Annotated in this window: 22 protein-coding genes; 19 read left to right on the forward strand and 3 right to left on the reverse strand. The window is 60.9% G+C overall.

Annotated elements, in window-relative coordinates; all coding sequences use genetic code 11:
• Window positions 1-66: 66 nt before the first annotated feature.
• From HOY44_RS20490 to HOY44_RS20510, 5 genes are all read left to right on the forward strand, one after another.
• Complete coding sequence (locus tag HOY44_RS20490) at window positions 67-2,004, forward strand: AMP-binding protein (protein WP_138424263.1); 1,938 nt, start codon at window positions 67-69, stop codon at window positions 2,002-2,004.
• Window positions 2,001-2,855, forward strand: a complete 855-nt coding sequence (locus HOY44_RS20495; protein ID WP_138424264.1) for an SDR family oxidoreductase — start codon at window positions 2,001-2,003, stop codon at window positions 2,853-2,855. Before HOY44_RS20490 ends, HOY44_RS20495 begins: the two co-directional genes overlap by 4 nt.
• On the forward strand, window positions 2,839-3,564 hold the full coding sequence (locus HOY44_RS20500) for an AraC family transcriptional regulator (RefSeq protein ID WP_287437446.1): 726 nt from the start codon (window positions 2,839-2,841) through the stop codon (window positions 3,562-3,564). The genes HOY44_RS20495 and HOY44_RS20500 overlap by 17 nt, the downstream gene beginning before the upstream one ends.
• A gap of 63 nt (window positions 3,565-3,627) precedes the next feature.
• The gene (locus HOY44_RS20505; protein ID WP_287437448.1) at window positions 3,628-4,041 is read left to right on the forward strand and encodes a PaaI family thioesterase; all 414 of its coding nucleotides are present in this window, start codon (window positions 3,628-3,630) and stop codon (window positions 4,039-4,041) included.
• A 305-nt stretch (window positions 4,042-4,346) separates the two neighbouring features.
• On the forward strand, window positions 4,347-4,847 hold the full coding sequence (locus tag HOY44_RS20510) for a DNA-3-methyladenine glycosylase I (protein ID WP_287437792.1): 501 nt from the start codon (window positions 4,347-4,349) through the stop codon (window positions 4,845-4,847).
• Between the two features lie 89 nt (window positions 4,848-4,936).
• On the opposite strand, the gene HOY44_RS20515 is transcribed toward HOY44_RS20510, so the two are convergent.
• Window positions 4,937-5,365: a MarR family winged helix-turn-helix transcriptional regulator gene (locus tag HOY44_RS20515; protein ID WP_043753647.1), complete on the reverse strand. Its 429-nt coding sequence runs from the start codon at window positions 5,363-5,365 to the stop codon at window positions 4,937-4,939.
• A gap of 157 nt (window positions 5,366-5,522) precedes the next feature.
• Here HOY44_RS20515 and HOY44_RS20520 point away from each other — a divergent pair, with 157 nt between their 5' ends.
• On the forward strand, window positions 5,523-5,897 hold the full coding sequence (locus tag HOY44_RS20520; protein WP_229669254.1) for a DoxX family protein: 375 nt from the start codon (window positions 5,523-5,525) through the stop codon (window positions 5,895-5,897).
• The gene (locus HOY44_RS20525; RefSeq protein WP_287437453.1) at window positions 5,894-6,598 is read left to right on the forward strand and encodes a glutathione S-transferase family protein; all 705 of its coding nucleotides are present in this window, start codon (window positions 5,894-5,896) and stop codon (window positions 6,596-6,598) included. Before HOY44_RS20520 ends, HOY44_RS20525 begins: the two co-directional genes overlap by 4 nt.
• Window positions 6,599-7,060: 462 nt before the next feature.
• Here the strand turns inward: HOY44_RS20525 and HOY44_RS20530 are convergent, their stop codons facing one another.
• On the reverse strand, window positions 7,061-8,581 hold the full coding sequence (locus tag HOY44_RS20530; RefSeq protein WP_138424269.1) for a class I adenylate-forming enzyme family protein: 1,521 nt from the start codon (window positions 8,579-8,581) through the stop codon (window positions 7,061-7,063).
• Window positions 8,582-8,606: 25 nt separating this feature from the next.
• Window positions 8,607-10,607: an NADPH-dependent 2,4-dienoyl-CoA reductase gene (locus HOY44_RS20535; protein WP_138424334.1), complete on the reverse strand. Its 2,001-nt coding sequence runs from the start codon at window positions 10,605-10,607 to the stop codon at window positions 8,607-8,609.
• A 127-nt stretch (window positions 10,608-10,734) separates the two neighbouring features.
• Between HOY44_RS20535 and HOY44_RS20540 the strand changes: the two genes are divergently transcribed.
• The 12 genes from HOY44_RS20540 to HOY44_RS20595 all read left to right on the forward strand — a co-directional run bounded on the left by HOY44_RS20540 (window position 10,735) and on the right by HOY44_RS20595 (window position 24,596).
• Window positions 10,735-11,916 (forward strand): acyl-CoA dehydrogenase family protein, encoded by a 1,182-nt coding sequence (locus HOY44_RS20540; protein WP_100160963.1) that lies wholly within the window; start codon window positions 10,735-10,737, stop codon window positions 11,914-11,916.
• Window positions 11,913-12,692 (forward strand): enoyl-CoA hydratase/isomerase family protein, encoded by a 780-nt coding sequence (locus HOY44_RS20545; protein ID WP_100160964.1) that lies wholly within the window; start codon window positions 11,913-11,915, stop codon window positions 12,690-12,692. The genes HOY44_RS20540 and HOY44_RS20545 overlap by 4 nt, the downstream gene beginning before the upstream one ends.
• Before the next feature lie 9 nt (window positions 12,693-12,701).
• Window positions 12,702-13,862, forward strand: a complete 1,161-nt coding sequence (locus tag HOY44_RS20550; protein WP_027264402.1) for an acyl-CoA dehydrogenase family protein — start codon at window positions 12,702-12,704, stop codon at window positions 13,860-13,862.
• A 27-nt stretch (window positions 13,863-13,889) separates the two neighbouring features.
• Window positions 13,890-15,281 (forward strand): phenylacetate--CoA ligase family protein, encoded by a 1,392-nt coding sequence (locus tag HOY44_RS20555; RefSeq protein ID WP_287437457.1) that lies wholly within the window; start codon window positions 13,890-13,892, stop codon window positions 15,279-15,281.
• Window positions 15,278-16,885, forward strand: a complete 1,608-nt coding sequence (locus HOY44_RS20560; protein WP_100160966.1) for an acyl-CoA carboxylase subunit beta — start codon at window positions 15,278-15,280, stop codon at window positions 16,883-16,885. Before HOY44_RS20555 ends, HOY44_RS20560 begins: the two co-directional genes overlap by 4 nt.
• A 10-nt stretch (window positions 16,886-16,895) precedes the next feature.
• A complete protein-coding gene (locus tag HOY44_RS20565; protein WP_287437462.1) occupies window positions 16,896-18,902 on the forward strand; it encodes an acetyl/propionyl/methylcrotonyl-CoA carboxylase subunit alpha in 2,007 nt (668 codons plus the stop codon).
• A 4-nt stretch (window positions 18,903-18,906) separates the two neighbouring features.
• The gene (locus HOY44_RS20570) at window positions 18,907-19,866 is read left to right on the forward strand and encodes a hydroxymethylglutaryl-CoA lyase (RefSeq protein WP_027264398.1); all 960 of its coding nucleotides are present in this window, start codon (window positions 18,907-18,909) and stop codon (window positions 19,864-19,866) included.
• A gap of 12 nt (window positions 19,867-19,878) precedes the next feature.
• Window positions 19,879-20,793, forward strand: a complete 915-nt coding sequence (locus HOY44_RS20575) for an SDR family NAD(P)-dependent oxidoreductase (protein ID WP_028288580.1) — start codon at window positions 19,879-19,881, stop codon at window positions 20,791-20,793.
• A complete protein-coding gene (locus HOY44_RS20580; protein WP_100160969.1) occupies window positions 20,793-21,587 on the forward strand; it encodes a citryl-CoA lyase in 795 nt (264 codons plus the stop codon). The genes HOY44_RS20575 and HOY44_RS20580 overlap by 1 nt, the downstream gene beginning before the upstream one ends.
• Window positions 21,588-21,590: 3 nt before the next feature.
• A complete protein-coding gene (locus HOY44_RS20585; protein ID WP_138424273.1) occupies window positions 21,591-22,754 on the forward strand; it encodes an acyl-CoA dehydrogenase family protein in 1,164 nt (387 codons plus the stop codon).
• A gap of 11 nt (window positions 22,755-22,765) precedes the next feature.
• Window positions 22,766-23,605: an HTD2 family dehydratase gene (locus tag HOY44_RS20590; protein ID WP_100160971.1), complete on the forward strand. Its 840-nt coding sequence runs from the start codon at window positions 22,766-22,768 to the stop codon at window positions 23,603-23,605.
• A gap of 211 nt (window positions 23,606-23,816) precedes the next feature.
• Window positions 23,817-24,596, forward strand: a complete 780-nt coding sequence (locus HOY44_RS20595; protein ID WP_028288584.1) for an ABC transporter ATP-binding protein — start codon at window positions 23,817-23,819, stop codon at window positions 24,594-24,596.
• Window positions 24,597-24,600 lie beyond the last annotated feature (4 nt).

Below are 24,600 nucleotides of genomic sequence, written 5' to 3' on the forward strand. Positions count from 1 at the left end.
CAAGAGTTACCTCCCCGACTGGCCGCGCCTTATGTGCGGCCCTTTTTCATTCTAGAAAGGTTGCGAATGTTTCAGCCAGGCTCTGACATCCAGCGGACAAGCACGCTGACCTCATTTCTGAAGGGCTGCGGCATTGACAGTTACGAGGAACTCGTCCGCCGTTCGAATGAAGACCCAGACTGGTTCTGGGGCCAGATCATTGACCATGCCGGGATACGGTTCGCGCGGCCCTACAGCCGGTTGCGAGATATCTCCGAAGGGCCCGAATCGATCCGGTGGGCCGTCGGGAGTACTTTGAATCTGACGGAAACCTGTCTTGACGCCCGAATTGCCGATGGCTTGGGCGACAAGGTCGCAATCGACTGGGTCGGCGAAGACGGAAGCCGCCGCCGCTGGACCTATTCCGACCTTACCGCCGAAGCCTCCCGCGTCGCCTCGGCCCTTGCCACGCGCGGTGTAAGGCCCGGTCAGGCGGTGGGCATCTATATGCCGATGATCCCCGAAATCGAGGCCGCGCTTCTGGGTATTGCCCGGCTGGGCGCGGTTGCGGTGCCGCTGTTTTCCGGTTTTGCGCCCCATGCCATCGTATCGCGCCTGAACGACGCGGATGCCGTGGCGGTGTTGACGGCGGATGCCACACCCCGGCGAGGCAAGCCGGTCTGGATGGAAGCGACCCTTGCCCAGGCTTTGACCGACGTACCATCGGTTCATACCGTGATCAGCCTGCGACGGTTCGGCGATGCGGTGGCCGATCCGGCCCGCGATCTGGACTGGACCGAATCAGTGGGCCGCGCCAGTCCGGAGTTTGCCGCCGTTCCCGTCAGTGCCGATGACACCTTTCTCATCGCCTATACATCGGGCACCACCGGGCGGCCCAAGGGTGTCGTGCATACCCATTTGGGCGTGCAGGCCAAGGCCACGGCCGATTTCCTGCTTTGCCTCGACATGAAACGGGATGACCGGCACCTCTGGATGACCGACATGGGGTGGGTCATGGGACCGCTCACCCTTTTATCGGTGCTCTTGTCCGGTTCGACTCTGGTGCTGGCCGAGGGCGCACCATCAATGCCCGGCGATCCCTTCAGGCTGCTGCGTCTTGCGTCCGAGATGGAGGTCACGCATCTCGGCGTGGCCCCGACCCTGGTACGGCAGTTCATGACGCAGGATACTGAATCTTTGTCGGGCTACGACTTGTCGTCCCTGCGCATCGTCGCCTCGACCGGCGAGCCCTGGACCGAGGATGCCTGGCTCTGGCAGCTCGATCATATCTGTCGCCGCCGCGCCGTGCCGCTGAACATCTCGGGCGGGACCGAGCTTTTTGGCGCGATCCTGACCTCGACCGTGCTGCACGAGCTCAAGCCCGGCGGATTTTCGGCCCAGGCCCTGGGTGTCGGGGCCAAGGTTCTGCGTCAGGACGGCAGCGAAGCCGCACCGGGCGAGGTCGGCGAACTGGTCGTGACCCAGCCGCCTCTGGGTCTGACCCCGGCCATCAGGGGGGACCGCGATCGCTACCTTGACACCTACTGGTCCACCTTCCCCGGCCTCTGGCGGCACGGCGACTGGGTGCGCTGCGATCCGGACGGGACATGGTATATCCTGGGCCGGTCGGACGACACGCTGAACATCGCCGGCAAACGCATCGGCCCGCCCGAGATCGAGGCGGCCCTGACCGAAACCGGAGAGGTGGTGGACGCCGCGGCCATCGCGGCACCTGATGACATCAAGGGCGTGGCTGTCGTCTGCGTCTGCGTGGCGGCACCAAATGTGTCGCCGGACGCGGAGCTCGTGAACCGGCTCAAGGATCGTGTCGGGGAGATCGTCTCGAAACCCTTCCGCCCGCGCGAGATCCACTTTGTCGAAGCGCTGCCCAAGACCCGCAGCATGAAAACCATGCGCCGTGTCGTGCGCGCCGCCTTTCTCGGTGAAGATCCAGGCGATCTGTCGTCGATCAGCAACCCGGAAACCATTCAGCCCATCGCAGACCTGCAAAAGGAAAAGTCATGATCACTGTTTTCGGAGCCACGGGCACGACTGGTGCGCCCCTCGTCGACACGCTTCTGGCAAAAGGCGCGACCGTGCGCGCTGTCACCAGCGACCTCTCAAAGTTAGACGCGCTAAAGGCCAAAGGATGCGAGGCGGTCGTCGCGGATTTCACGGACCCTGCCGCGCTGGCGCGGGCCTGTGACGGGGCAGAAAAGATATACCTGGTCACGCCTGCCCATCTGAACATGCGCCAGTGGAAGGCGAACGTGATCGAGGCGGCCAAGGCCGCGGGCGTGCGCCATATCGTTGTGGCCACGGGGCTTGGCGCGTCGCCCAAGGCGGGGCTGACCTTTGGAAAGTGGCATTCCGAAACCCAGGAGCTGCTGAAGCAAAGCGGCCTTGACTGGACCTTTGTCCAGCCGACCTATTTCATGCAGAACCTGCTGTGGCAGGCCGGTAACATTGCAAAGGGCGCTGTGTACTATGACGATCTGGGCGGCCCCGTGGCCTGGATCGACGCCCGCGACATCGCGGATGTCGCCGCCGAGGCGCTGACCGCTCCGGGTTACGAAGGCAAGGCTCTTGGTCTGACCGGGCCCGAAGCTCTTACCGGAGAAGATATCGCCGCCCTCCTGTCCAGGGTGACCGGGCGCACTGTCACCTGCGCACCCCTGTCGGCCGAAAATGCCAAGGCGGGCATGGTGGCTGGCGGAATGCAGGACGAGGTCGCCAGAGCCATGGTCGAATTGGCTTCCATCGCGCCCAAGGGCTACCTTGCCGGCATCGAGACCACGGTCAGCGATGTGATGGGACGCCCGGCGCGCCGATTTGCCGATTTCGTCGCCGAGAACCGGGATGCTTTCGTCAAGTAACCTGATGGCGGCGCCGCTTTATCTCGAACTGGCGCCGCCTGAGGAAGCGGCCAAACAGATCGACCATTTGTTCGTGTTCCGCGATACCGGTGTGCTGAGCGGTGGTGGACGCGGGCGGTTCGCAACCGACCTCTTTACCCTTTCGGTAACGCGCGACGACAGCGGCGGCGGGCGCGTATCGCTGGCAGAACCGCGCCCCTATTTTTCGCCCCGCCCAAGGCCATTCCAGGGTGTCGTGGCCGGGCTGCGACTGTCGTCACGACCGCAGCGATTTCCCGACTCCAAAGGGCTGGACATGCTGGCCTCAGAACTGGCCCGGGTTCAGACCGGGGACGATGACCTGCCTGCGCTCATCGCGGTGCTTGACGGCCTTGCGAGAGACCTGCGCTTTGCCGCACCACCCGGAGCTTACAGCGACCGGACCAAACGTCGAAAGGTGCGGGCGGAAACCGGCGTGTCGCGGCGGCGGCTTGCGACCTTGCGACGCTTTCGCCGGGCTCTCGGGCAGCTTGCGTCAAAGACCCTGCCGCTGAGAGATCTGGCGCTGGACGCCGGATATTACGATCAATCTCACTTGTCCGCCGCTTGCCGGATCTTCGCCGGCAAACCGCCCGGCGCGTTGCGCGCTCTGTCTATTCCGCGTCGTTTTGACCTTTCGCTACAAGATACGCGCCTCAAAGACCGCCTAAGATTGGTCATTGACGAATGAAATCGAAGAGGAAGACCCGCCATGACACAATTCAAACCGAAAAACCCCGACTATGACGCACGCGTGCGCAACAGTTTCGATCGCCAGAAGGTGATGAACACGTTGGGGATCAGCATTGCCGAGTTGTTACCCGGCCGCATCGTTCTGGAAATGGCACATCAGGTTGCACTGACCCAGCAGCATGGGTTTTTGCATGCCGGAATCGTGTCGACAGCGCTGGACAGCGCCTGCGGATACGCGGCCTTTTCGCTGATGCCAGCGGACGCGGCAGTGTTGACGGCCGAATTCAAGATCAACCTACTCAACCCGGCGGACGGCGAACGGTTTCGCTTCGTCGCTGACGTGGTGAAACCAGGCAGGACGCTGACCATATGCGAGGCGCGTGCCTATGCCGTGAAGGGCCAGGATGAAAAGCTCGTCGCAACGATGACCGGAACGCTCATGGCGCTGATCGGGCGGGCGGGGGTCGCGGACTGAGCGCAACCCGGCCGCAGCACATCCGATCCGGGCGGCCGGGCCGATTATTCAGACAGCTGGATCAGCTGTTCCAGCGGCTCGCGACCTCGGCCAACCGTTTCCCGTAGGCGCGCGCGGTATCCAGATCGCCGCCAGCAGGTTCAGACCTGTCAAGCGGTAATGTTAGCTTTTAGCAGTGCGGTCGCCGATTGTCCGTCGTCAGGGTTTTTCGGAGAGCTGAGACTGTATCGTAACGGAGGATCTGGTTCGGTTTCTGTTCAAGTTTATGCGGCAGCGGCCTGATGCTGCAACCGTAATTGGAACGGATGGACGCCCACGGTGCCGATGGGCTGCCGTCACGCCGGAGTTTCCAGTCAGGGCTGAGCTGGCGCACCATTCTGGCCAAGCGCGAGGACTTTCGTGCTGCCTTCGCCGGGTTCGACTTTCGGGGAGTTGCGAACTTTGACGACAACGACATTGAGCGCCTACTTGCCGATGAAGGAATTGTTCGCTATCGAGGCAAGATCGAAGCCGTGATCAACAACGCTCGCCGTACTTTCGAGGTCGTCCAAGAGGAAGGCTCCTTCGCCGCATTCATCTGGCTATATGAACCTGCCAAGGACGACGCACTGCCACAAATGCGGTCCAAATCACCAGCGTCCGAGACCCTTTCCAAAGACCTACGAAAGCTTGGCTTCAAATTCGTGGGACCGACCACCGTATATGCATTCATGCAGGCCATGGGATTTATCAACGATCACGCAGAAGTCTGTTGGATGCGAAAGGACGTCGAAACAGCCCGAAACACCCTTCGCACACCGACATAGGCAACTGTCGGCCAATTAACGTGAAAAAAAATTCAGGGCCACTTAGCGTGGAAAGTCACAGACAGGTTTCGCGTCAGTCGACCGAGACTTCAGAGCCTTGAGAGTAGCGTGGCCAATTGAGCGGCGTCTTTGGGTTTCAGCTTTGCGCCGATCCTTTCCGACAGAACCCGTTCATAGATCGGCCACATCGCCCTCCTGACAGATTTACCCTTTTCAGAGATAGAAATGTTTTGACCTCGCCCATCTTCCGAGCAGTCCCGTCGGTCCACCAGCCCTGCTTTCACCATGCGGTCCAGCAACCGCGATGTACCGTATTGGGGTAACAATATCCGGTCTTTGAGTTCGAATGGACGGAGTCCGTCCGGGCCTGCCTTCTCGAGTTCGAGAAGCGCGTCATACCATGCAAGTGGCGGGTATCCTGCCGATTTCAGAGACGATTCGACAGCCTCAAGCAAAACGCGGCTTTTAGTCATGAGGGCTGTCCAGGCGGCCTCAGTAGCATGGTCAATCTCGTTCATATCCAGCACCTATCATGTGCATGCAAGTGCATCAACCTTGACGCCGCATGTAACGCGCTATATATAGATGCAAATGCATCGACATATGGGATCATATCATGTCAAAATCGCACCTCACAGAATTTGGGATATTCCTGCTCCGTATAGACTCGGTATCATGTTCCTGGCGCACAGCCTGTTTCTCAAGCTCTTCATTTTCACACTTCCCGGAACGGCGCAGTTCTTCATTTCGATCGGGCTGCCCGGCTGGTTTGCTTATATGGTCTTTGCAGTCGAGGCGATTGCCGGTGCCTTTTTGGTCCTCGGCATACAGGCGCGGTGGGTCGCGTCGGCGACCGTGCCCATCCTGGCCGGAGCGACCTGGGCTCACTCCGGAAACGGCTGGATGTTCGGATACGAGAACGGCGGGTGGGAATACCCGGCCTATCTGACGCTGCTTGCCATCGTGCAAGGGCTTCTGGGCGACGGCCGTTTCGCCCTCAGCCCTTCCTTCGCGCCCGGTAACGTGCAGATGGAGGGAGAGACAACATGAGCCTTCACCTCATTAGCCATGCGCTCTGCCCATATGTGCAGCGCGCGGCGATCTCGCTCACTGAGAAAGGTGTCACGTTCGAGAGAACTGACATCGATCTTTCGAACAAGCCCGACTGGTTTCTTGCCATATCTCCGCTGGGCAAGACGCCTGTCCTGGTTGTGGACGGGACGCCGATTTTCGAATCTGCGGTTATCCTCGAATATCTTGAGGATACACAACCCCACGCGCTTCATCCGCACGACGCTCTTGATCGCGCCCGCCACCGTGCCTGGATTGAATTTGGATCTGGTGTCTTGAACGACATTGCGGGGTTCTACTCGGCGCCGAACGAGAAAGCGTTGGAAGAAAAAGTGGCGGCGCTCCGCGCAAAGTTCCTTCGGCTGGACGCGGAGCTTGGGGAGGGACCATGGTTCGATGGCCACCGGTTCAGCCTCGTCGATGTCGTATTCGGCCCGGTCTTCCGCTATTTCGACGTTTTTGACACCATCGGAGAGTTTGGCGTCTTCACAGGGCTTGCCCGTGTAAGGGCCTGGCGACATGAACTGGAGCGTCGGGTTTCTGTGAAGAATGCCGTCAGTGAAGATTACCCGACCCTTCTGCGTGACTTCATCAGACGGCGCAATTCTTACCTGTCCCAGATCATGCAGACAGGAGGGCCGAAGAAGACAGTTACACAGGTGCGATCGGCTGACCGCTGATCACTTGATATCGTTTTGTCGGGCCGCAGTACAGAACCGGACGTTTGAGGTCGCTTGGCGAATGTCCGCTTTGTCCCGCACATCGGATAGTCGCCGACTTTCCCTTGAAGGCCCGCAGCAGCCCCAACCGGCAATTGCCGGCAGTCCATGCCCGTCCTTGCGATGCGCAGGGTTACTGCTGCCCCCACAGCGAAACCGGGAACAAACCACCGATCGCATTGATGAATGGCTCAGGGATCTACGAATCCTCCTGAGCTCAATCCCCCGGAATACCCGCAGCCGTGTAGTCCGACAGAGGGCTGCGCTTCAATCGCGGGTCAATCTATCCCAGATAGTGGACCACTTTCAGGGGGTTACTCCAAAGGGCGGGGATAAGAAGCTCGTGGCAACGAGGATAAGAACGCTTTTTTCGCTATTGGGGCGAACCGGCGTGGCTGGCTGACGATCGGGTCAGAACGAAAATTAATCTGCGAGCCGGGCTTCGAGGATATGCCGCTGGATCTTGCCGCTGGTCGATCTGGGAAAATCCTCGAACGCGATGAAGTGAATTTCGCGTGGTCGCTTATAGCCAGCCAGGCTTTCGCGGCACAAGTTCAGCAGCGCCTCGGCATCCGGCCCGTCATCGCCACAGGCAACAAAGGCCACCGGGCTTTCCCCCCATTTCGCGTCGCAGGCCCTTACCACGGCGGCATCGATCACATCGGGATGAGAAAGAAGCACACGTTCGATTTCCGCCGGATAGACGTTTTCACCTCCGGTCTTGATCAGGTATTTCGCTCGATCCACAAAGTCGACGGTGCCGTCCGCATTGCGCCGGAGCAGATCGCCCATGTGGAAAAGGCCGTTGCGAAAGTCACGGGCATTGGTGTCGTCGGCGTTCCAGTACCCGGAAAACAGCGTCGGACCCCGAAGCGCCATTTCGCCCGGCGTTCCATCGGGGACTTCGCGGTCGTCGGGATCGACCAGCCGCACCTCGCAAAAGGCGCTGATGCGCTTGGACAGCCGGTCCGGGGTCACACCCGGCGCGATCAGATCGGCGGTTCCCGGCGGCAGGCCGGTTTCGGTCGCCCCGAAGGAATTCAGATAGGGCGTGTCCAGAAGACCGGTCAGTTCCGCGATCTGATGCGGCGGCACCAGATCAGCCATTGCGCCGCAAACCTTGATCCCCTTCAGCGGCAAAGGGTTGGCGTGCCGTTCGTTAATAAAAGCCTCCAGTGCCCCGGGCATCATCACGAACCAGCCGATCCTGTGGCGTGACAGCGCCTCGTTGATGACGGCGGGCAGCAGCCCGTCCACCATCACCACGGTCCCGCCCCGCAGGATCGTTGCCAGCGCATGATCGGTGGAGGCCATGTGGAACATCGGCGCCCAGGCGATGAACCCGTCGCCGGGATCCAGCGCCAGCTGGGCCGCAAAAACCATGGATCGGGCGATATGCGCGCGGTGGCTGATAAGCGCCCCCTTGGGCAGGCCCGTGGTCCCCGAGGTATAGAGGATCGTCAGACCGGCCTCGGGGTCGTCAACCATGGTTCCGGTGCGCGGGTCCGGCTCGACCCCGGCAATGGCCGTTTCCAGGTCTGGCCCGACGGTTAGACAGGGTGTCGACGCGACGGCGCGGTAAGCTTCTGAAAGTTCCGGTTCGACAACCGCGAGAACCGGCTCGACCAGATCGATGCAGTGCCGCAGTTCATCGGGGGCAAGCCGCCAGTTCAGACAGGCGACGATCGCGCCGATTCCCGCTGCTGCAAGTTCGACCTCCAGGTATTCTGAGCGGTTATGCGACAGGATCGCGATCCTGTCTCCGGGCGCCACGCCTCGTGCCAGAAAGACAGCCGCCAGACGATCGACCCGCTCCAGCAGTTCTGCATAGGTCAGTTTCCTGCTGCCGTCCTCGATGGCGAGGGCGCGGGCGCAGTCATGTGCGCGGGTTCGAAAGATCGAATACAGATCAGCGCGCCCCGCGCGGATGACGTCGGTCAGCATAGTTTCCCCTTGCCCGAGCCTCGGTTCAGAGATCCTGCGCCAGACGCACGCCCTCATCAATGGCGCGCAGCGCATCCAGTTCGGCGGCCTCCTTTGCCCCGCCGATCATCGTAACCGGGACGCCGCGCGCTACAACCTCTTTGGCCAGGGCCCGTTCCGGTTCCTGACCGGTGCACAGCACAATTGTATCGGCTGCGATGACCGTCGGGTTTCCGTCCGCGACGATGTGCAGCCCCGCATCGTCGATATGTTCATAGGTCACCCCGCCCATTGCCTCGACCCCATGTTTGCGCAGCGCGTTGCGCAGGATCCACCCTGTCGAAACACCAAGCCCCGCGCCCGGTTTAGCGGTCTTGCGCTGCAGCATGACGACCTTGCGGCGCGACGGCTTCGGTGCCAGAGGGTCGCCCGCCAGGGCACCCGAGGAGACAAATTCGGGGTCCACACCCCAGGTTTCGCAAAAGACGTCGGAATTCGCGGTCTCGGCGGGTTTGGTCACTAGGAACTCGGCCACATCATGACCGATGCCCCCCGCCCCCATCACCACGACACGGTCGCCCGCCTCGCGGTCACCGGACAGAATTTCGGCGTAGGTCGCGACGCTGGGATGGTCGATACCCGGCAGGTCGGGAATGCGCGGCGTGACCCCGGTGGCGATGACCACATGGTCAAATCCCTCAAGATCGCTCGCCTCTGCCCGCTGTCCCAGACGCTGCGTGACCCCGTGTTTCTGCATCTGACCGGCATAATACCGCAGGGTTTCGTCGAATTCGTCCTTGCCTGGTGCGGCGCGGGCCAGATTCAGCTGACCGCCCAGTTTGTCCTGCGCTTCGAACAGGGTGACATCGTGGCCCAGCCGCGCCGCCTCGGCGGCTGTGGCCACGCCCGCGGCACCGCCGCCAACGACGGCCACTTTCTTTGGCGTGTCGGTTGGCGTATCCCGGAATTCCGATTCACGCCCGGCCCTTGGATTGACCAGACATCCGACCGGCCGGTCCGAAAAAATGAAATCCAGGCAGGCCTGGTTGCAGGCAATGCAGGTGTTGATCTCGTCTGCGCGGCCTTCGCGCGTCTTTTTCACGAAATGCGGATCGGCCAGAAACGGGCGCGCCATCGAGATCATGTCCGCATCGCCAGAGTCAAGTATGTCTTCTGCAAGCTGGGGTGTGTTGATCCGGTTCGAGGCGACTACCGGGATCGACACCGCCGCTTTGACGTTGGCTGCCGCCTTGCGCCAGGCACCGCGCGGCACCGGGTAGGCGATCGTCGGCACGCGGGCCTCATGCCAGCCGATGCCGGTGTTCAGGATATCCGCACCCGCAGCCTCGATCTTGCGGGCCAGTGCGGCAATTTCATCGGCGGGCGCGCCGCCCTCGACCAGATCGGCCGCCGAAATCCGGTAGATGACCAGAAAGTCGGGGCCGCAACGTTCGCGCACCGCGCGCACGATCTCGACCGGGAATCGGTGGCGGTTCGCGGCGCTGCCGCCCCAGTCGTCTTGGCGCTTGTTGGTGTGGGTGACGGTGAATTCGTTGATCAGGTATCCTTCGGACCCCATGATCTCGACGCCATCAAAGCCTGCGGCCTGCGCATTGGCGGCCGCCACGGCAAAATCCTCGATGGTACGGAGAATGTCGGCTTCGGTCATTTCACGCGGGATGAAACGGTTGATCGGAGCGCGGATCGGCGACGGGGCCACACACCCTTCGATCTTGGCATAGCGCCCGGCGTGGAGGAGTTGTGCGCAGATCAGGCTGCCTTCGGCCTGCACCGCCTCGCAGATCGGGCGCAGGTAAAGCGCTTCTTCCGGGTCATCGATTCTCGGACCTTCTGGATCGAATATGCCCTCGGCATTGGGCGAAAACCCGCCGGTGACCAGAATCGCCGCCTCCCCCCGCGCACGCTCGGCGTAAAATGCGATCTGTTTGGCTATGCCGTCGGGCTCGGTTTCCAACCGCGTGTGCATCGACCCCATGATGACACGATTTCGCAACGTATGCTGGCCTGCGCGGATGGGCGAGAGCATGGTTTCAAAGCTTCCATCTGGTCTATTTTTCACTTTGGTTCTCCTCCTCAAAACTGCACTTGATCTACATTCTAACATTTGTTAGATTTTTTGGAAAGAAGATTTTCGCTCATGGGGAGGAGCACCGATGCAATTCCAGCCTACAGACGATCAGAAGGCGTTTCGCGAGACCGCAAAGCGCTTCGCAACTGAAAGGCTTGCGCCCACATATCAAGAACGCGCCAGCGGCCATACATTCGACCGTGCGCTGATCAAGGAGATGGGCGCACTGGGGCTGATCGGGGCCGATCTGCCCGAGGAATTCGGGGGACTCGGCGAAAGCTCTGTCACGTCAGGGCTGATCGTCGAAGAGATCGCCTATGCCGATTTCAACGCAAGTTACGTGCAGCTTCTGGGCTCTCTCATGGGCGGAATGGTTGCCAAACATGCCTCCAAGGACATCGCGTCGGAATGGGTGCCCAAGGTTGTTTCGGGTGATGCGGTCATTGGCTTGGGCCTGACAGAGCCGCGCGGCGGTTCGGATGCGGCGAACCTGATTCTGAGAGCCGAGAAATCCGGCAACGGTTGGCGGCTGAACGGTGAAAAGACATCCATGAGTTTTGCCAGTCAGGCGGATGCGGCGGTCGTCTTTGCCCGTACCGGCGATCCTGACGGCGGCTCACGCGGGGTCAGCGCCTTTTTCGTCGATCTGAACCAGGGCGGCATCAAGCGCACCCATTTTGACGACATCGGCACCAAGCCTGTCGGGCGCGGGTCGGTGTTCTTTGACGATGTTTTCGTGCCGGCCGAAAATATGATGGCGGAACAGGACCGTGCCTTTGGCACGATCATGGCAGGCTTCGACTATTCCCGCGCACTGATCGGGCTGGAGTGCCTGGGGGCCGCGCAAGCGTCGGTGGATGAAACCTGGGCCTACGTTCAGGAGCGCGAGGCATTCGGAGCTCCGATCGTGCAGTATCAGGGTGTCAGCTTTCCCCTGGCCGAGGCCGAGACCCAACTGACCATGATGCGCCAGCTTTGCTATTACACGCTGGACCTGCGCGACCGTGGCCTGCCCCACACCTCTCAGGCCGCCATGTGCAAATGGTACCTGCCCAAAACCGCCTGCGAGATCCTGCACCAGTGCCTGATCCTGCACGGACATTACGGCTACACCACCGACCTGCCCCACCACCAGCGCTACAACGATGTGCTCGGCCTGCAGATCGGTGACGGCACCGCGCAGATCCAGAAGCTGGTGATCGCCCGCGAGAAGGTCGGTCGCATGGCGCTGCAGTATGACAAGAAGGCGAAGGGAGCCTCGAAATGAGCGACGCCATCCTCGTCACTTCCGAGGGCAACACCGGCATCATCGAACTGGCCCGCCCCGAGAAATTCAATTGCCTGTCACTTGACGTGCATGAGCGCATTTCTGCTGCGCGGTCGGAATTCGAGGCGAACCCGGATATTCGGGCGATCCTGATCCGGGCGCAAGGCAAGAACTTTTGCACCGGCGCCGATCTGGTGGAAGTGAAAGGTAAATTGAACGATCCCGCCGCGCTGGACCATTTCATCGCCTTTGGCATGAAAAACCTGCGTGCGCTCGAAACCTCCTCCCTCCCTGTCGTAGTCGCAGTGCAGGGGTTGTGTCTGGCCGGCGGGATCGAACTGATGCTGGCCTGCGACGTGTGCTTTGCGGCCGAAAGCGCCCAGTTTGGCGATCAGCATGCGCAATTCGGGCTGATTCCCGGTTGGGGTGGCTCGCAGCGGCTGACGCGGTTGATGGGGCAGCGCAGGGCGCTCGACCTGATGTTCTCGGCCCGCTGGCTCAAGTCGGACGAGGCCAAAGAGTCCGGCCTGGTCAACTACATCGTGCCGGATGCGGACCTGCACAAGTCTGCGCTGGAATACTGCGAGAAAATCGCCACCCGTTCACGTCCCGGCATCGCCGAGATGAAGCGGTTGGCGCGCGAAGGCGCGGACCTTGGTATCGACCAGCAGATGCGGCTTGAGCGCGATGCCGCCGTGCGCGCACTGCCCAGCGATGACGTGGCGGAGGGCCTCGATGCATTCGAGAACCGGCGCGCCCCCGAATTCAAGGCTTGAGGACGAAACATGGATTTCATTTTGAACGACGAACAACGCCAGATTTACGACTATGGCGGCCAGCTGGCGCAGAAGTTCGACAACGATTACTGGCTGAGACACGCACGCAAGCACGAGTTTCCGCACGAAATGTTCCGCCAGATCGCCGATGACGGCTTCCTCGGCATCATGGTGCCCGAGGAATATGGCGGCGCGGGCCTTGGTATGACCGAAATGGCCCTGTTCATGGAGGGCACCGCCAATCACGGCATTCCGCTTTTGATGATGGTGGTCGGGCCGACCATGTCGCTGGCCCATATCGCCAGCCACGGGAGCGAGTTCCACAAGAAAGAACTGCTGCCGGCTGCCTGCCGAGGTGATATCCAGTTCTGTTTCGCGATCACCGAACCGGGGGCCGGGTCGAACACGATGAAGGCCACTACGCTGGCCAAGCGTCGAGGCAACCGGTTCAGCCTGTCGGGCGAAAAGACCTTCATCACCGGGGCCGAAGTGGCCGACTACTGCCTCGTGGTGGCGCGGACCAAACCGCATACCGAGGTCAGCCGCAAGACCGACGGCTTTACCCTGTTCGCCGTGGATCTGAAGAAAAAAGGCGTCGACAAGCAGCGGGTGAAGATCTCGATCCCCCTGCCCGAGGAGCAGTGGACACTGTTCTTCGACGATGTGGATCTCGGCCCCGAGGATGTGGTCGGCGAGGTGGACGAAGGGTTCTCGATCCTGTTCGACAGCCTCAACCCCGAGCGTATTATCCTGGCCGCCTTGTGCTGCGGCATCGGCCGGTTCGCCCTGAACAAGGGCGTGGCCTATGCCTCCGAGCGCAATGTGTTCGGCCAACCCATCGGTGCGCACCAGGGCGTGCAGCATCCGATGGCCAAGGCGCACACAGCGGTCGAGATGGCCAGTCTGATGACCCGGCGCGCGGCATGGGAGTTCGACAACAAGCTGCCTGCCGGTGCGTCGTCGAACATGGCGAAATATGCCGCCGCCGAAGCCGGGATCGAAGCGGTCGACGCGGCGCTTCAGGCGCATGGTGGATCGGGCTTTACCGAGGATACGGGACTTTACGAAATGTACCCGCTGGTCCGCCTGCTGCGCACAGCGCCGGTGAACCGCGAACTGTGCCTGAGCTTTATCGGCGAAAAGGTCATGGGCCTGCCACGATCCTATTGATCGCCACGGCTTGGAACGGAGAACGACATGCAATTTGGAATGCGCTTCCGGCGGGAGGATGCCGCCGACAAGGTAAATGATCGCTTCTGGCACGCGATCGAGGGCACGCCGCTCGACGAGGTGCGCCGTATTCAGGAAGAGCGGCTGCGTGATCAGATGGCCTACCTCAAGGCAAACTCGACCTTTTATCAGGAAAAGTTCGCCGAGGCCGGTATGGAATTCGACGATATACGCACCATCGAAGACCTGCAGAAGCTACCCTACACTTACAAGACCGAGATCCGCGAAAGCCTGTCCGCCGCGCCGCCGTTCGGCAAGCACCGCGCCGCGCCGATGGCCGACATCGTCCAGATGCAGGCCTCGTCGGGCACGACCGGCAGCCCCTCATATGTTGCCCTCACCGAAGCCGACGCCGAGATGTGGCACGAGATGACAGCGCGTTGTTTCTTTGCCAATGGCGTGCGCCCCGGCGACATGGTGCTGCATGCATTTTCGCTGGCCAAGGGCTTTGTCGGCGGCATTCCGGTGATGCAGGGCCTGCAGTACATGGGCACGATCGATGTGCCAGTGGGAGCGGACGGCGGTGTCGAGCGGCTGCTGCGCGCCTGCGCCGATACGCGCCCGCGTTGTATCGTCGGCGCTCCGAATTTCGTTCTGCACCTGGCTGAAAAGGCACCAGAAGTGCTGGGATGCAAGGCCAGTGAATTGGGCGTGGAACAAGTGGTCGTCGGCGGAGAGCCCGGCGGTGGCATCCCTGCAATTCGCGCAAAGATCGAAGAGGCATGGGGTGCAAAATGCTCTGAAATGCTGGGCGGCACCGACTTGGGCGTGACCTATTGGGCCGAATGCGACGCCCAGACGGGGATGCATATGGTCAACATGGATTATATCATCACCGAATTGCTCGACCCCGAAAGCGGCGCAATCATACCTTGGGAAAAAGGTGCCGAAGGCGAGATGATCTATACCGCCATCGGCCGGCAGGCGAGCCCTCTGGTGCGGTTCCGGTCAGGTGATTATATCGAGGTCATCGATACCGAATGCTCCTGCGGCCGCACCGGACCGAAGATCCGCTGCACCGGCCGCACCGACGACATGCTGATCGTGCGCGGGGCCAATGTCTTCCCGTCGGCGATCAACAGCATCATTACCGAAATGGTGCCGGACACCAACGGCGTCATGCGCATCGTGGCCGATTTCGAGGGCCATACCACGCAGGGCGCGCTGACGGTGATTGTCGAACGGGGCCCCGATCGCGATCCGGCCGATGACGTCACCCTCAAAAAGAAAATTGAGCAGCGGCTTCGCGACTCCTTGGTCTTCAAGGCCGACGTTCACCTGGTTGCGGCCGACACTTTCGAAAAACCTGGCGCCGCTAAGGTCGCCTTCGTTCTCAGGAAATATCCAGACCTGCCATGACTAGAATGAAATCCCTTCTCGACAGCGGATCGGACGACTTCCGCGCCAACGACGTGTCTTACCGCGAAAAGGTCGATGAACTACATGCCCTCCGGCTCTCACAGCGCGTCGGCGGCCCCGAAATGGCGCGCAAACGTCATGTGGACAAAGGCAAAATCCTGCCGCGCGAACGGATCGAACGGCTGATCGACCCGGGCACACCATTTCTGGAACTCGGCGAGTTGGCCGGATTGAACATGCACAAGGGAGTTCCACCCGGCGCCGGCATCATTACCGGTATTGGCGTGATCGAAGGCCGTCAGTGCATGATCATCGCCAATGATGCCACCGTAAAGGGCGGCACCTATTTCGGGATCACCTGCCGCAAACACGTCCGGGCACAGAAAATTGCCTGGAAAAACCGCCTGCCCGTCATCACCCTCGTGGACTCCGGCGGTGCCTTCCTGCCCGACCAGGCCAACCTTTTCCCCGACGAAGGCCAGTTCGGCTCCATCTTTCACCAACAGATCGGCATGTCTGGCGATGGTGTGCCGCAAATCGCCGTGGTCATGGGGCCCTGCACCGCGGGTGGTGCCTATATCCCCGCGCTCTGTGACGAAGTGGTGATCGTGCGCGGTCAGGGCTTTATGTATCTGGGCGGACCGGAATTGACCTTTGCCGCAACCGGCGAAAAGGTCGAAGCCGAAGAACTGGGTGGCGGCAAGATGCATTCGTCCGTCTCCGGTGTGACAGACCATTTGGCCGAAGATGACGCCCACGCTCTGGCCATCACGCGCGAAATTGTCAGCCATCTTGGCGAAAAACCCCAACCCCGCAAGACGCCCGAAGCGCCCCGTGCGCCCGCCTACCCGGTCGAAGAGATTTATGGACTCATCAGCCGCGACCCCAAGGTGCCGACCGACAACCGCGAAATCGTGGCTCGGTTGGTCGATGAGAGCGATTTTCACGAATTCAAGCCGCTTTATGGCGACACGATCATGACCGGCTGGGGGCGCATCCACGGCCACGAGGTCGGGATCATCGCCAATACAGGCGTGCTTTTCGTCGAAGCCGCGCTGAAGGCGACGCATTTCATCAATCTCTGCGTCCAGCGTGATATTCCGCTGCTGTTCCTGGCCGATGTGAACGGCTTCATGGTGGGCCGCGAGGTCGAGCAGATGGGCATTGCCAAGGCCGGTGCTAAAATGATCACGGCCATGTCTTCGGCCCGGGTGCCGAAATTCACAATCATCACCGGTGGCTCTTACGGCGCGGGATACCTGGCGATGCTGGGCCGCCCGTTCCAGCCGGACGCAATGTTCGCCTGGCCGACGGGACGGTCGGCAATCATGGGGCCGGAACAGGCCGCCAGCGTGCTGGCTCAGGTCCGCGCGCAGATCAACGAACGCGAAGGCAAAAGCTGGACCCCCGAGGAGGAGGAAGCCTTCAAGGCACCGATCCGCAAGGAATACGAAGATTTTCAGGGGGCCTATAATTTTGCTTCCAACCTTTGGATCGACAGCGTGATCGAGCCCTGTGAGACCCGTGACGTCATGGCGCTGATGCTGGATGTAACATCGCGCAGACCCAAGGTCGAAACCAACTTCGGCGTGTTCAGGATGTGAGGAGCGAACCGTGAAAATCAAGACGCTTCTGATCGCCAACCGCGGCGAAATTGCCTGCCGGATCGCGCGCACTGCGCGGGCAAGCGGTATCATTCCTGTCGGCGTGCATTCGCAGGCCGACGCCAATGCCCTGCATGTCCGCGAGATTGGCAAATCTGTCTGTATCGGCGCCGGACCTGCATCCGAGAGCTATCTGAAAATCGACGCGGTGATTGCCGCTGCGCAATCAGTGGGCGCGGATGCGATCCATCCCGGTTATGGCTTTCTGGCCGAAAACCCCGATTTTGCTCGTTCGGTCGAAGCCGCCGGCATGATCTTCATGGGGCCGACGCCGGAAACGCTTGAACGTTTCGGCGACAAGGCCAGCGCCAAAGAGGCCGCCGTGGCGGCCAGCGTCCCGGTGATTTCGGGCGCCGAAGGTGCGCGGTCCGAACCCGAGCAGATTGCCGAGGAGGTGCGCCAAATGGGCCTGCCGGTGCTGCTCAAGGCGGTCGGCGGCGGTGGTGGGCGCGGACAACGGCTCGTCACTGACGAGACCACGCTGGTCGAGGACATCGAAGGCGCGCTGCGCGAAGCAAAATCCACCTTCGGCTCCGAAGGGCTGCTGTTGGAGCGTTTCCTGCCCGAGGCGCGCCATGTTGAAGTGCAGATCGCAGGTGACGGCAAGGGCCATGTGGTGCATCTGTTCGAACGCGATTGCACGCTTCAGCGCCGCCACCAGAAGGTCATCGAGGAAGCCCCGGCCTGGGGTCTGCCCCGAACGCTTCTGGACGACATCGCACGCGACGCGGTGCGCTTGGGCGAAACGCTGGACTATCGCGGGCTGGGCACGGTCGAATTTCTGGTCGCGGGTGGCGAGTATTTCTTCCTTGAGGTGAACCCGCGCATTCAGGTGGAACATCCCGTCACCGAAGCGATCACCGGGCTGGACCTTGTCGCGCTTCACCTGCGGATTGCCGAAGGCGCGGGCCTTGGACTGGTGCAGGACGATCTGACGATCAACGGCCACGCGGTCGAGGCGCGGCTTTACGCCGAAGATCCGGCGATGCAATTCGCCCCGTCGACGGGCACGCTCTCCACGCTCAGCCTGCCATCGGGCCTGCGCATCGACAGCGGCGTCGAAGAAGGCGATGCCGTCACGCCCTACTACGACCCGATGATCGCCAAGCTGATCGTGCACGCGCCCGACCGGGAAACCGCATTGGCACGTCTGGCCACGGCGCTTGATCATGTCGCGGTCGAAGGTGTCGAGACCAATCGCGCCTTTCTAACGGCGCTGGCGCGAAACCATGAATTCGAACGGATGCAGGTGCATACCCGCTGGATCGACGGCAGGCTGGATGAGCTGACACAGGCACCCGGCCTGACCCGCCCAGATCTGTGGAAGGCGACCGCTGCCATTCTCTTCGTGACCCAGTCGCGCAGCGACACAGACGCCAATCCCTGGACCAACCGTGATGCCTTTACCGGCTGGCGGCTTGGACTGGGCGGCGATGCGATTGAAGCGGGGCAGCGCGTGACGCTTACCGATTCTGACGAGGTATCCGAAGAACTGCGCGTCAGTCCTGTCAAACCGGGTGCCAAGTACACCATCCATTCGGAGAAAGGCGAGGCGCTGATACTGTCGGCACGTGAACTGACCCCGGGCCGTTGGCGTGTCGGCGAAGGCGACACCGTCCATCTGATCGACGCGCGCCTGCACGCGGGCGTGATCGAACTGGATACGCCCGAAGGCCGCCTGGTCTTTCGGCCCGCCGCGCCCCTTGCCTTTGCCGGCGGCGATGCCGCGGCGGATCGCGCCGTGACCTCTCCGCTGACCGGCATGATTGTCGAAATCAAGGTCTCCGATGGTCAGAGCGTGGCCGAAGGCGACGTGGTCGCGGTCATGGAATCCATGAAACTCGAAATCTCGATCCGGGCGGCCGCGGCCGGGATCGCCAGCAATATATCCGTCTCGAATGGGGACATGGTCGATCGCGGCCAGGTCATCGCCGAGATCCTGCCATCCGAGGAGTGATGAAATGAGCGACTTTCCCAAATTCGTAGAATTTCGTGAAGAAGGCCCGCGTGAGGGTTTTCAGATCGAAAAGAAGATTTACCCGATCGAAGAGCGGATCGAACTGATCGACATGCTCAGCGAAACCGGCTTGAAACGCATTCAGGTCGGCAGCTTTGTCAGCCCGAAATACGTTCCTCAGATGGCGGACACCGGCGAGTTGTTCCAGCGTATCAAGCGCAAACCGGGCGTGAACTACACATCGCTGTGGCTGAACGACAAAGGGTTTCGCAAGGCCCTGACCGCGCATGAGGTCGATATCGACCCGCGTCTGCTGTTCTATCCTTCCGAAGCATTCGCCCAATCGAACAACAATTGTTCCTCGGCCGAGATGCGGGAAAAACAACGTGACTGGGTCCGTCTTTACAAGGAAGAGGGATATACCGTCGACGCGGCCTATGTGATGACCGCTTTCGGCTGCAACCTCGAGGGCCCCATCCCCCAAGAACGCATCTTGGACGATTTCCGCTTTATCCTTCAGCTATGCGAAGAAGAGAACATCCCCGTGCCGATCCTCGTGGTCGCCGACACCATGGGTTGGGGAAACCCCGAGGCGGTCAAACGGATGATCGGCGCCCTGCGCGAATTGGCGCCCGAGGCGCGCATCGGTATGCACATCCATGACACACGTGGGCTGGGGATCGCCAACGTTTATGCGGCCCTGTCGATGGGCGTGGACATGTTCGAAAGCTCCGTCGCCGGTCTTGGCGGCTGTCCTTTCGCGGGCCACGGCCACGCGCGCGCCGCAGGAAATGTCTGCACCGAGGATGCAGTGTTCCTGTGTCACGAGCTCGGCATCGAAACCGGCATTGATCTGGACAAGCTGATCGCAGCGGCGGTCAAAGCAGAAGAGATCATCGGTGTGCCGCTCATGGGCCGGGTCATGCACACCGGCGGGTTGGACAAATACCGCAAGTCACGCTGAGGGAGCAAGAAGATGACAAAAGCACTTGACGGAAAGGTCGTTCTGGTCACCGGGGCTGGCGGTGGGATCGGGCGTGATATCGCCTTGATGGCAGCTACCGAAGGCGCCGCCGTGGTGGTCAATGATCTGGGCGCATCCCTGAAAGGCACCGGTCAGACAGAAACTGCGGCGCAGAAGGTCGTCGAAGAGATCAGGGCCGCTGGGGGCGATGCCATTGCCGATGGCGGCTCTGTCACCGATCCCGATGCCGCGCGCGCGATGATCGAAGCCGGGGTCAAGGAATTCGGTCGCATCGACGCGGTGGTAAACAACGCCGGCATTCTGCGCGACGGTTACTTCCACAAGATGACCTATGAGGATTTCGACGCGGTGGTGAAGGTCCATCTTTATGGTGCCTTCAATACCAGCCGCGCGGCCGCCGACTATTTCCGCGAACAGGAAAGCGGCGCGCTCGTGCACATGACCTCGACCTCGGGGCTGATCGGCAATTTTGCCCAGGCGAACTACTCTGCCGCGAAGCTGGGCATCGCGGCCTTCTCAAAATCTGTTGCGCTTGATCTCAAGCGCTGGAACGTGCGGTCAAACTGCATCGCGCCCTTCGCCTGGAGCCGGATGATCTCGTCGATCAAGACAGACACCCCGGAACAGGTGGCACGGGTCGAAAAGATCAAGGAGATGACACCGGCCAAGGTTGCACCGATGGCCTGTTTCCTGATGAGCGACCGCGCGGCTGACGTGTCAGGACAGATCTTTGCGGTTCGCAAGAACGAGATCTTCCTGTTCAACCAGCCCCGCCCGGTGCGGTCGGTTCATTCCGGTGATGGCTGGACCGCCGATGAAATCGCCGATCGCGCCATTCCCGCGCTCAAATCGCAGTTCACCCCGCTCGAAGTTTCGGCGGATGTCTTTTCATGGGATCCGGTCTAATGGGAAAACGCAAAGAAAAAATCAGCTCCAGCATTGCCTGGAGCACCCCTGACAAGATCAGCGTGCGTGGCCTCGACCTGCCCAACGAGATCCTGGGCCACATGAACCTCGGCGATCTGGCGTTCCTGCAACTGACGGGCCGCAAGGCCACACCCGAGGAAAGCCGGGTGTTCAACGCCATCGTCATTACCCTGGTCGAACATGGTATCACGCCCTCGGCCCTGGCGGCGCGGATGACCTATATGGGGGCGCCGGAATCGCTTCAGGCGGCTGTGGCGGCTGGCTTGTGTGGGCTGGGCACCGTCTTTGTCGGTTCTATGGAAGGTGCCTCGAAAATGCTTTACGAGGCACTGCCACAGGACAAGTTGGGCACCGGTGTCGATCTGGATGCGCTGGCCGTCGAGACGGTAGAAAAATTCCGCGCCCGCAAGATGATCGTGCCGGGGCTCGGACATCCGGTGCACAAACCGGTCGATCCGCGCACCCCGCGCCTGTTCCAGATCGCTGCCGAGAACGGCAAGTCCGGTGAATACATCGAGTTGATCCAGAAAATTCAGGCCGTTGCCGAAGAAAAATCGGGTAAGATGCTGCCGATTAACGCCACTGGTGCGATCGGAGCGATCTGCTGTGAATTCGGCTTTCCCTGGAAGATCGTGCGGGGCTTTGGCGTCATGGCGCGCGCCATCGGCCTGGTCGGTCATATCCTCGAAGAGAGCGAAAACCCGATCTCCTATGAATTGTGGCAGCGCGCCGAAGAGGAAATCCTCGAAACCTCCGGCCCGGGAGCGGCTTGAACGATGCAGACGTCAGCCCCAGACACTCACACCGATCTGCGCGATGCCTTGCGCGCAATTTGCGCGCAGTTTCCGCCAGAGTATCATCGCAAGTTCGGCGACGACGAAACCTACCCCGAGGAATTCGTCGATGCGCTGACCCGCGAGGGCTGGCTTGCCGCAATGATCCCCGAGGAATACGGCGGCTCGGGTCTGGGCCTGACGGAAGCCTCGATCATCATGGAGGAGGTGAACCGCTGCGGCGGAAACGCGGGCCATTGCCACGGGCAGATGTATAACATGGGCACGCTTCTGCGACATGGTTCGGATGAGCAAAAGCAGACATACCTGCCCGGCATCGCCAGCGGCGCGTTGCGCCTGCAATCCATGGCCGTGACCGAACCGACAACCGGGACCGACACCACCAAACTGAAGACCACCGCGGTCAAGAAGGGTGACCGGTATGAGATCAATGGCCAGAAGGTCTGGATCAGCCGTATCCAGCATTCTGACCTGATGATCCTGCTGGCGCGCACCACGCCGCTGAAAGAGGTCAAGAAGAAATCCCAGGGACTGTCGATCTTCATGGTCGATCTTAAAGAGGCCATCGGCAATGGCATGGAGGTCCGCCCCATCGCCAACATGCCCGGCCACGAAACCAATGAAGTGTTCTTCGACAACCTCGAAATCCCCGCCGAGAACCTGATTGGCACCGAGGGGCGTGGCTTCTATCATATCCTAGACGGTCTGAACGCGGAGCGGACCCTGATCGCGGCGGAATGCATCGGTGATGGATACTGGTTCGTTGACAAGGCCCGCGCCTATGCCGGCGACCGCGTGGTCTTTGACCGTCCCATCGGCCAGAACCAAGGTGTGCAATTCCCTATCGCCAGGTCCTATGTGAACATCGAGGCCGCCAATCTGATGCGCTTTGAAGCCTGCAGGCGGTTCGATGCCGGACTGGATTGTGGTGCACAGGCGAACATGGCCAAGCTGCTGGCTTCGGAAGCCAGCTGGGAAGCGGCCAATGCCTGCATCCAGACCCACGGCGGCTTCGGTTTCGCACGGGAGTACGATGTTGAGCGCAAGTTTCGCGAGGCGCGCCTCTATCAGGTCGCCCCGATCTCGACCAACCTGATCCTGTCATATGTCGGAGAACATATCCTCGGCATGCCAAGATCGTTCTGAAGGCTAGGATTATGGGTGAGATCGACCTTGACGCGCTGGCGCCCTGGCTGGGACGCACCGAGACCAAGGAAGATGTTCTGACGCACGGGCTGATCGACAAATTCCGCGCCACGCTCGGTCCGCATCTTTGGGACGGAGCGGGCGATGTCCCGCTGGGAATTCATTGGTGCCTTGCCCTTGATACCGTGCCAGCGACCGCCCTGTCAGAAGACGGCCATGCCGCGAGGGGTGGATTTCTGCCCCCTGTTCCGCTGCCCGCCCGGATGTGGGCCGGCGGCGATGTTACGCATATCGCGCCGCTGAAAATCGGCGAAACCATCACCCGACGCTCTTCGATCAGGAATATTGTGGCCAAGCAGGGCCGTAGTGGACCATTGGTCTTTGTGACCGTCGAACATGAGTATCTGAGTGGCAACCGGCTTTGTATCCGGGAGCAGCAAACGATCGTTTATCGTGAGATTTCCACCCCCCGCACGGGCGAGAGCGCAGCTGACGCGGGTGACCCCAACACGCTTAGATCGACGCTGACACCGGATCCTGTTCTTCTGTTTCGCTATTCGGCGCTGACGTTCAATGCCCATCGCATTCACTATGATTACGTCTACGCCACCGAAACCGAAGCCTATTCCGGACTTGTTGTGCATGGCCCATTGCAGGCCACGCTGCTTCTGAATCTGGCGGCGGGTGCGTTGAAAACATCGCCCCACCGGTTTTCGTTCCGTGGCCTCGCGCCACTCACCCTGCCCTGCGAATTGCAACTGCACAATGAAGGGACCGGCACCTCCGGGACAGTCTGGTGTCAGGATCAAAAAGGTCTTCGAAGCTTTTCCGCAGAGTACGCGGCCGTCTGATCGGTCTTCTTCGGTAGCGAATTCAGTTGTTGACCAATTTTTCTAACATCTGTTAGGCTTCGCGGAGAGACTTGGTAAATAAACCAGGCAAACCTCTGAATTTAGAGGTGGGAGGAGGAACAATGCGAGGAAAACTCGTAACCAACGAAAAACCGTGCGGTCAGGCTATGCGCGCCTCCATGAGGTGTGGGGCAAAAGCACGGGCCGCAACATGACCACGAATAACGGGCACGTATCCTCACCGCTTGCGGTGCGTGGTGCAACTTTGAAATTTGGCGGTGTGACGGCGCTCGACGATGTGAGCATTTCTGTGGCCGACGATGAATTGCTTGCAATTATCGGACCGAACGGAGCCGGAAAAACATCACTTCTGAACGTGACTGCGGGCTTCTACCGTCCGCAGAAGGGCCGTGTCGAATTGTCCGGGCAGGACGTGACCGGCCTGCGTGTTGACCAGATCGCCCGGCGCGGTCTGGCGCGGACGTTTCAGGGCACCCATCTTTTTGCCGGGCAGACGGTGGTGGAAAACATTATGATCGGCCGCCACATGCTGATGAAATCGAATGTAGTCCAGGCCTTTTTCCAGTTCGGTCCCGTGATGCGCGAGGAATCGGAACATCGTGAAGCCGCAGAGGAGATCATCGATTTTCTCGAGATCGAGGCAATCCGCAACCGGCCCGTGGGCACGTTGGGGTATGGGTTGCGCAAGCGTGTCGATCTGGGCCGTGCATTGGCGCAGGAACCGTCGATCCTGCTGATGGATGAACCGATGGCCGGCATGAACTCGGAGGAAAAAGAAGACTTGGCGCGCTTCATTCTTGATGTGCGCGAGGCGCGCAAGATTCCGGTAGTTCTGGTGGAGCACGACATGGGCGTCGTGATGGACCTTGCCGACCGGATCGTGGTGCTGGATTTCGGGCGGGTCATCGCCGAAGGCACCCCGGAAGAAATCCAGAAGGACCCGGCTGTGATCAAGGCATATCTGGGGTAGCGGC

The organism is Maritimibacter sp. (assembly GCF_016774595.1).
Lineage (GTDB): Bacteria > Pseudomonadota > Alphaproteobacteria > Rhodobacterales > Rhodobacteraceae > Maritimibacter > Maritimibacter alkaliphilus.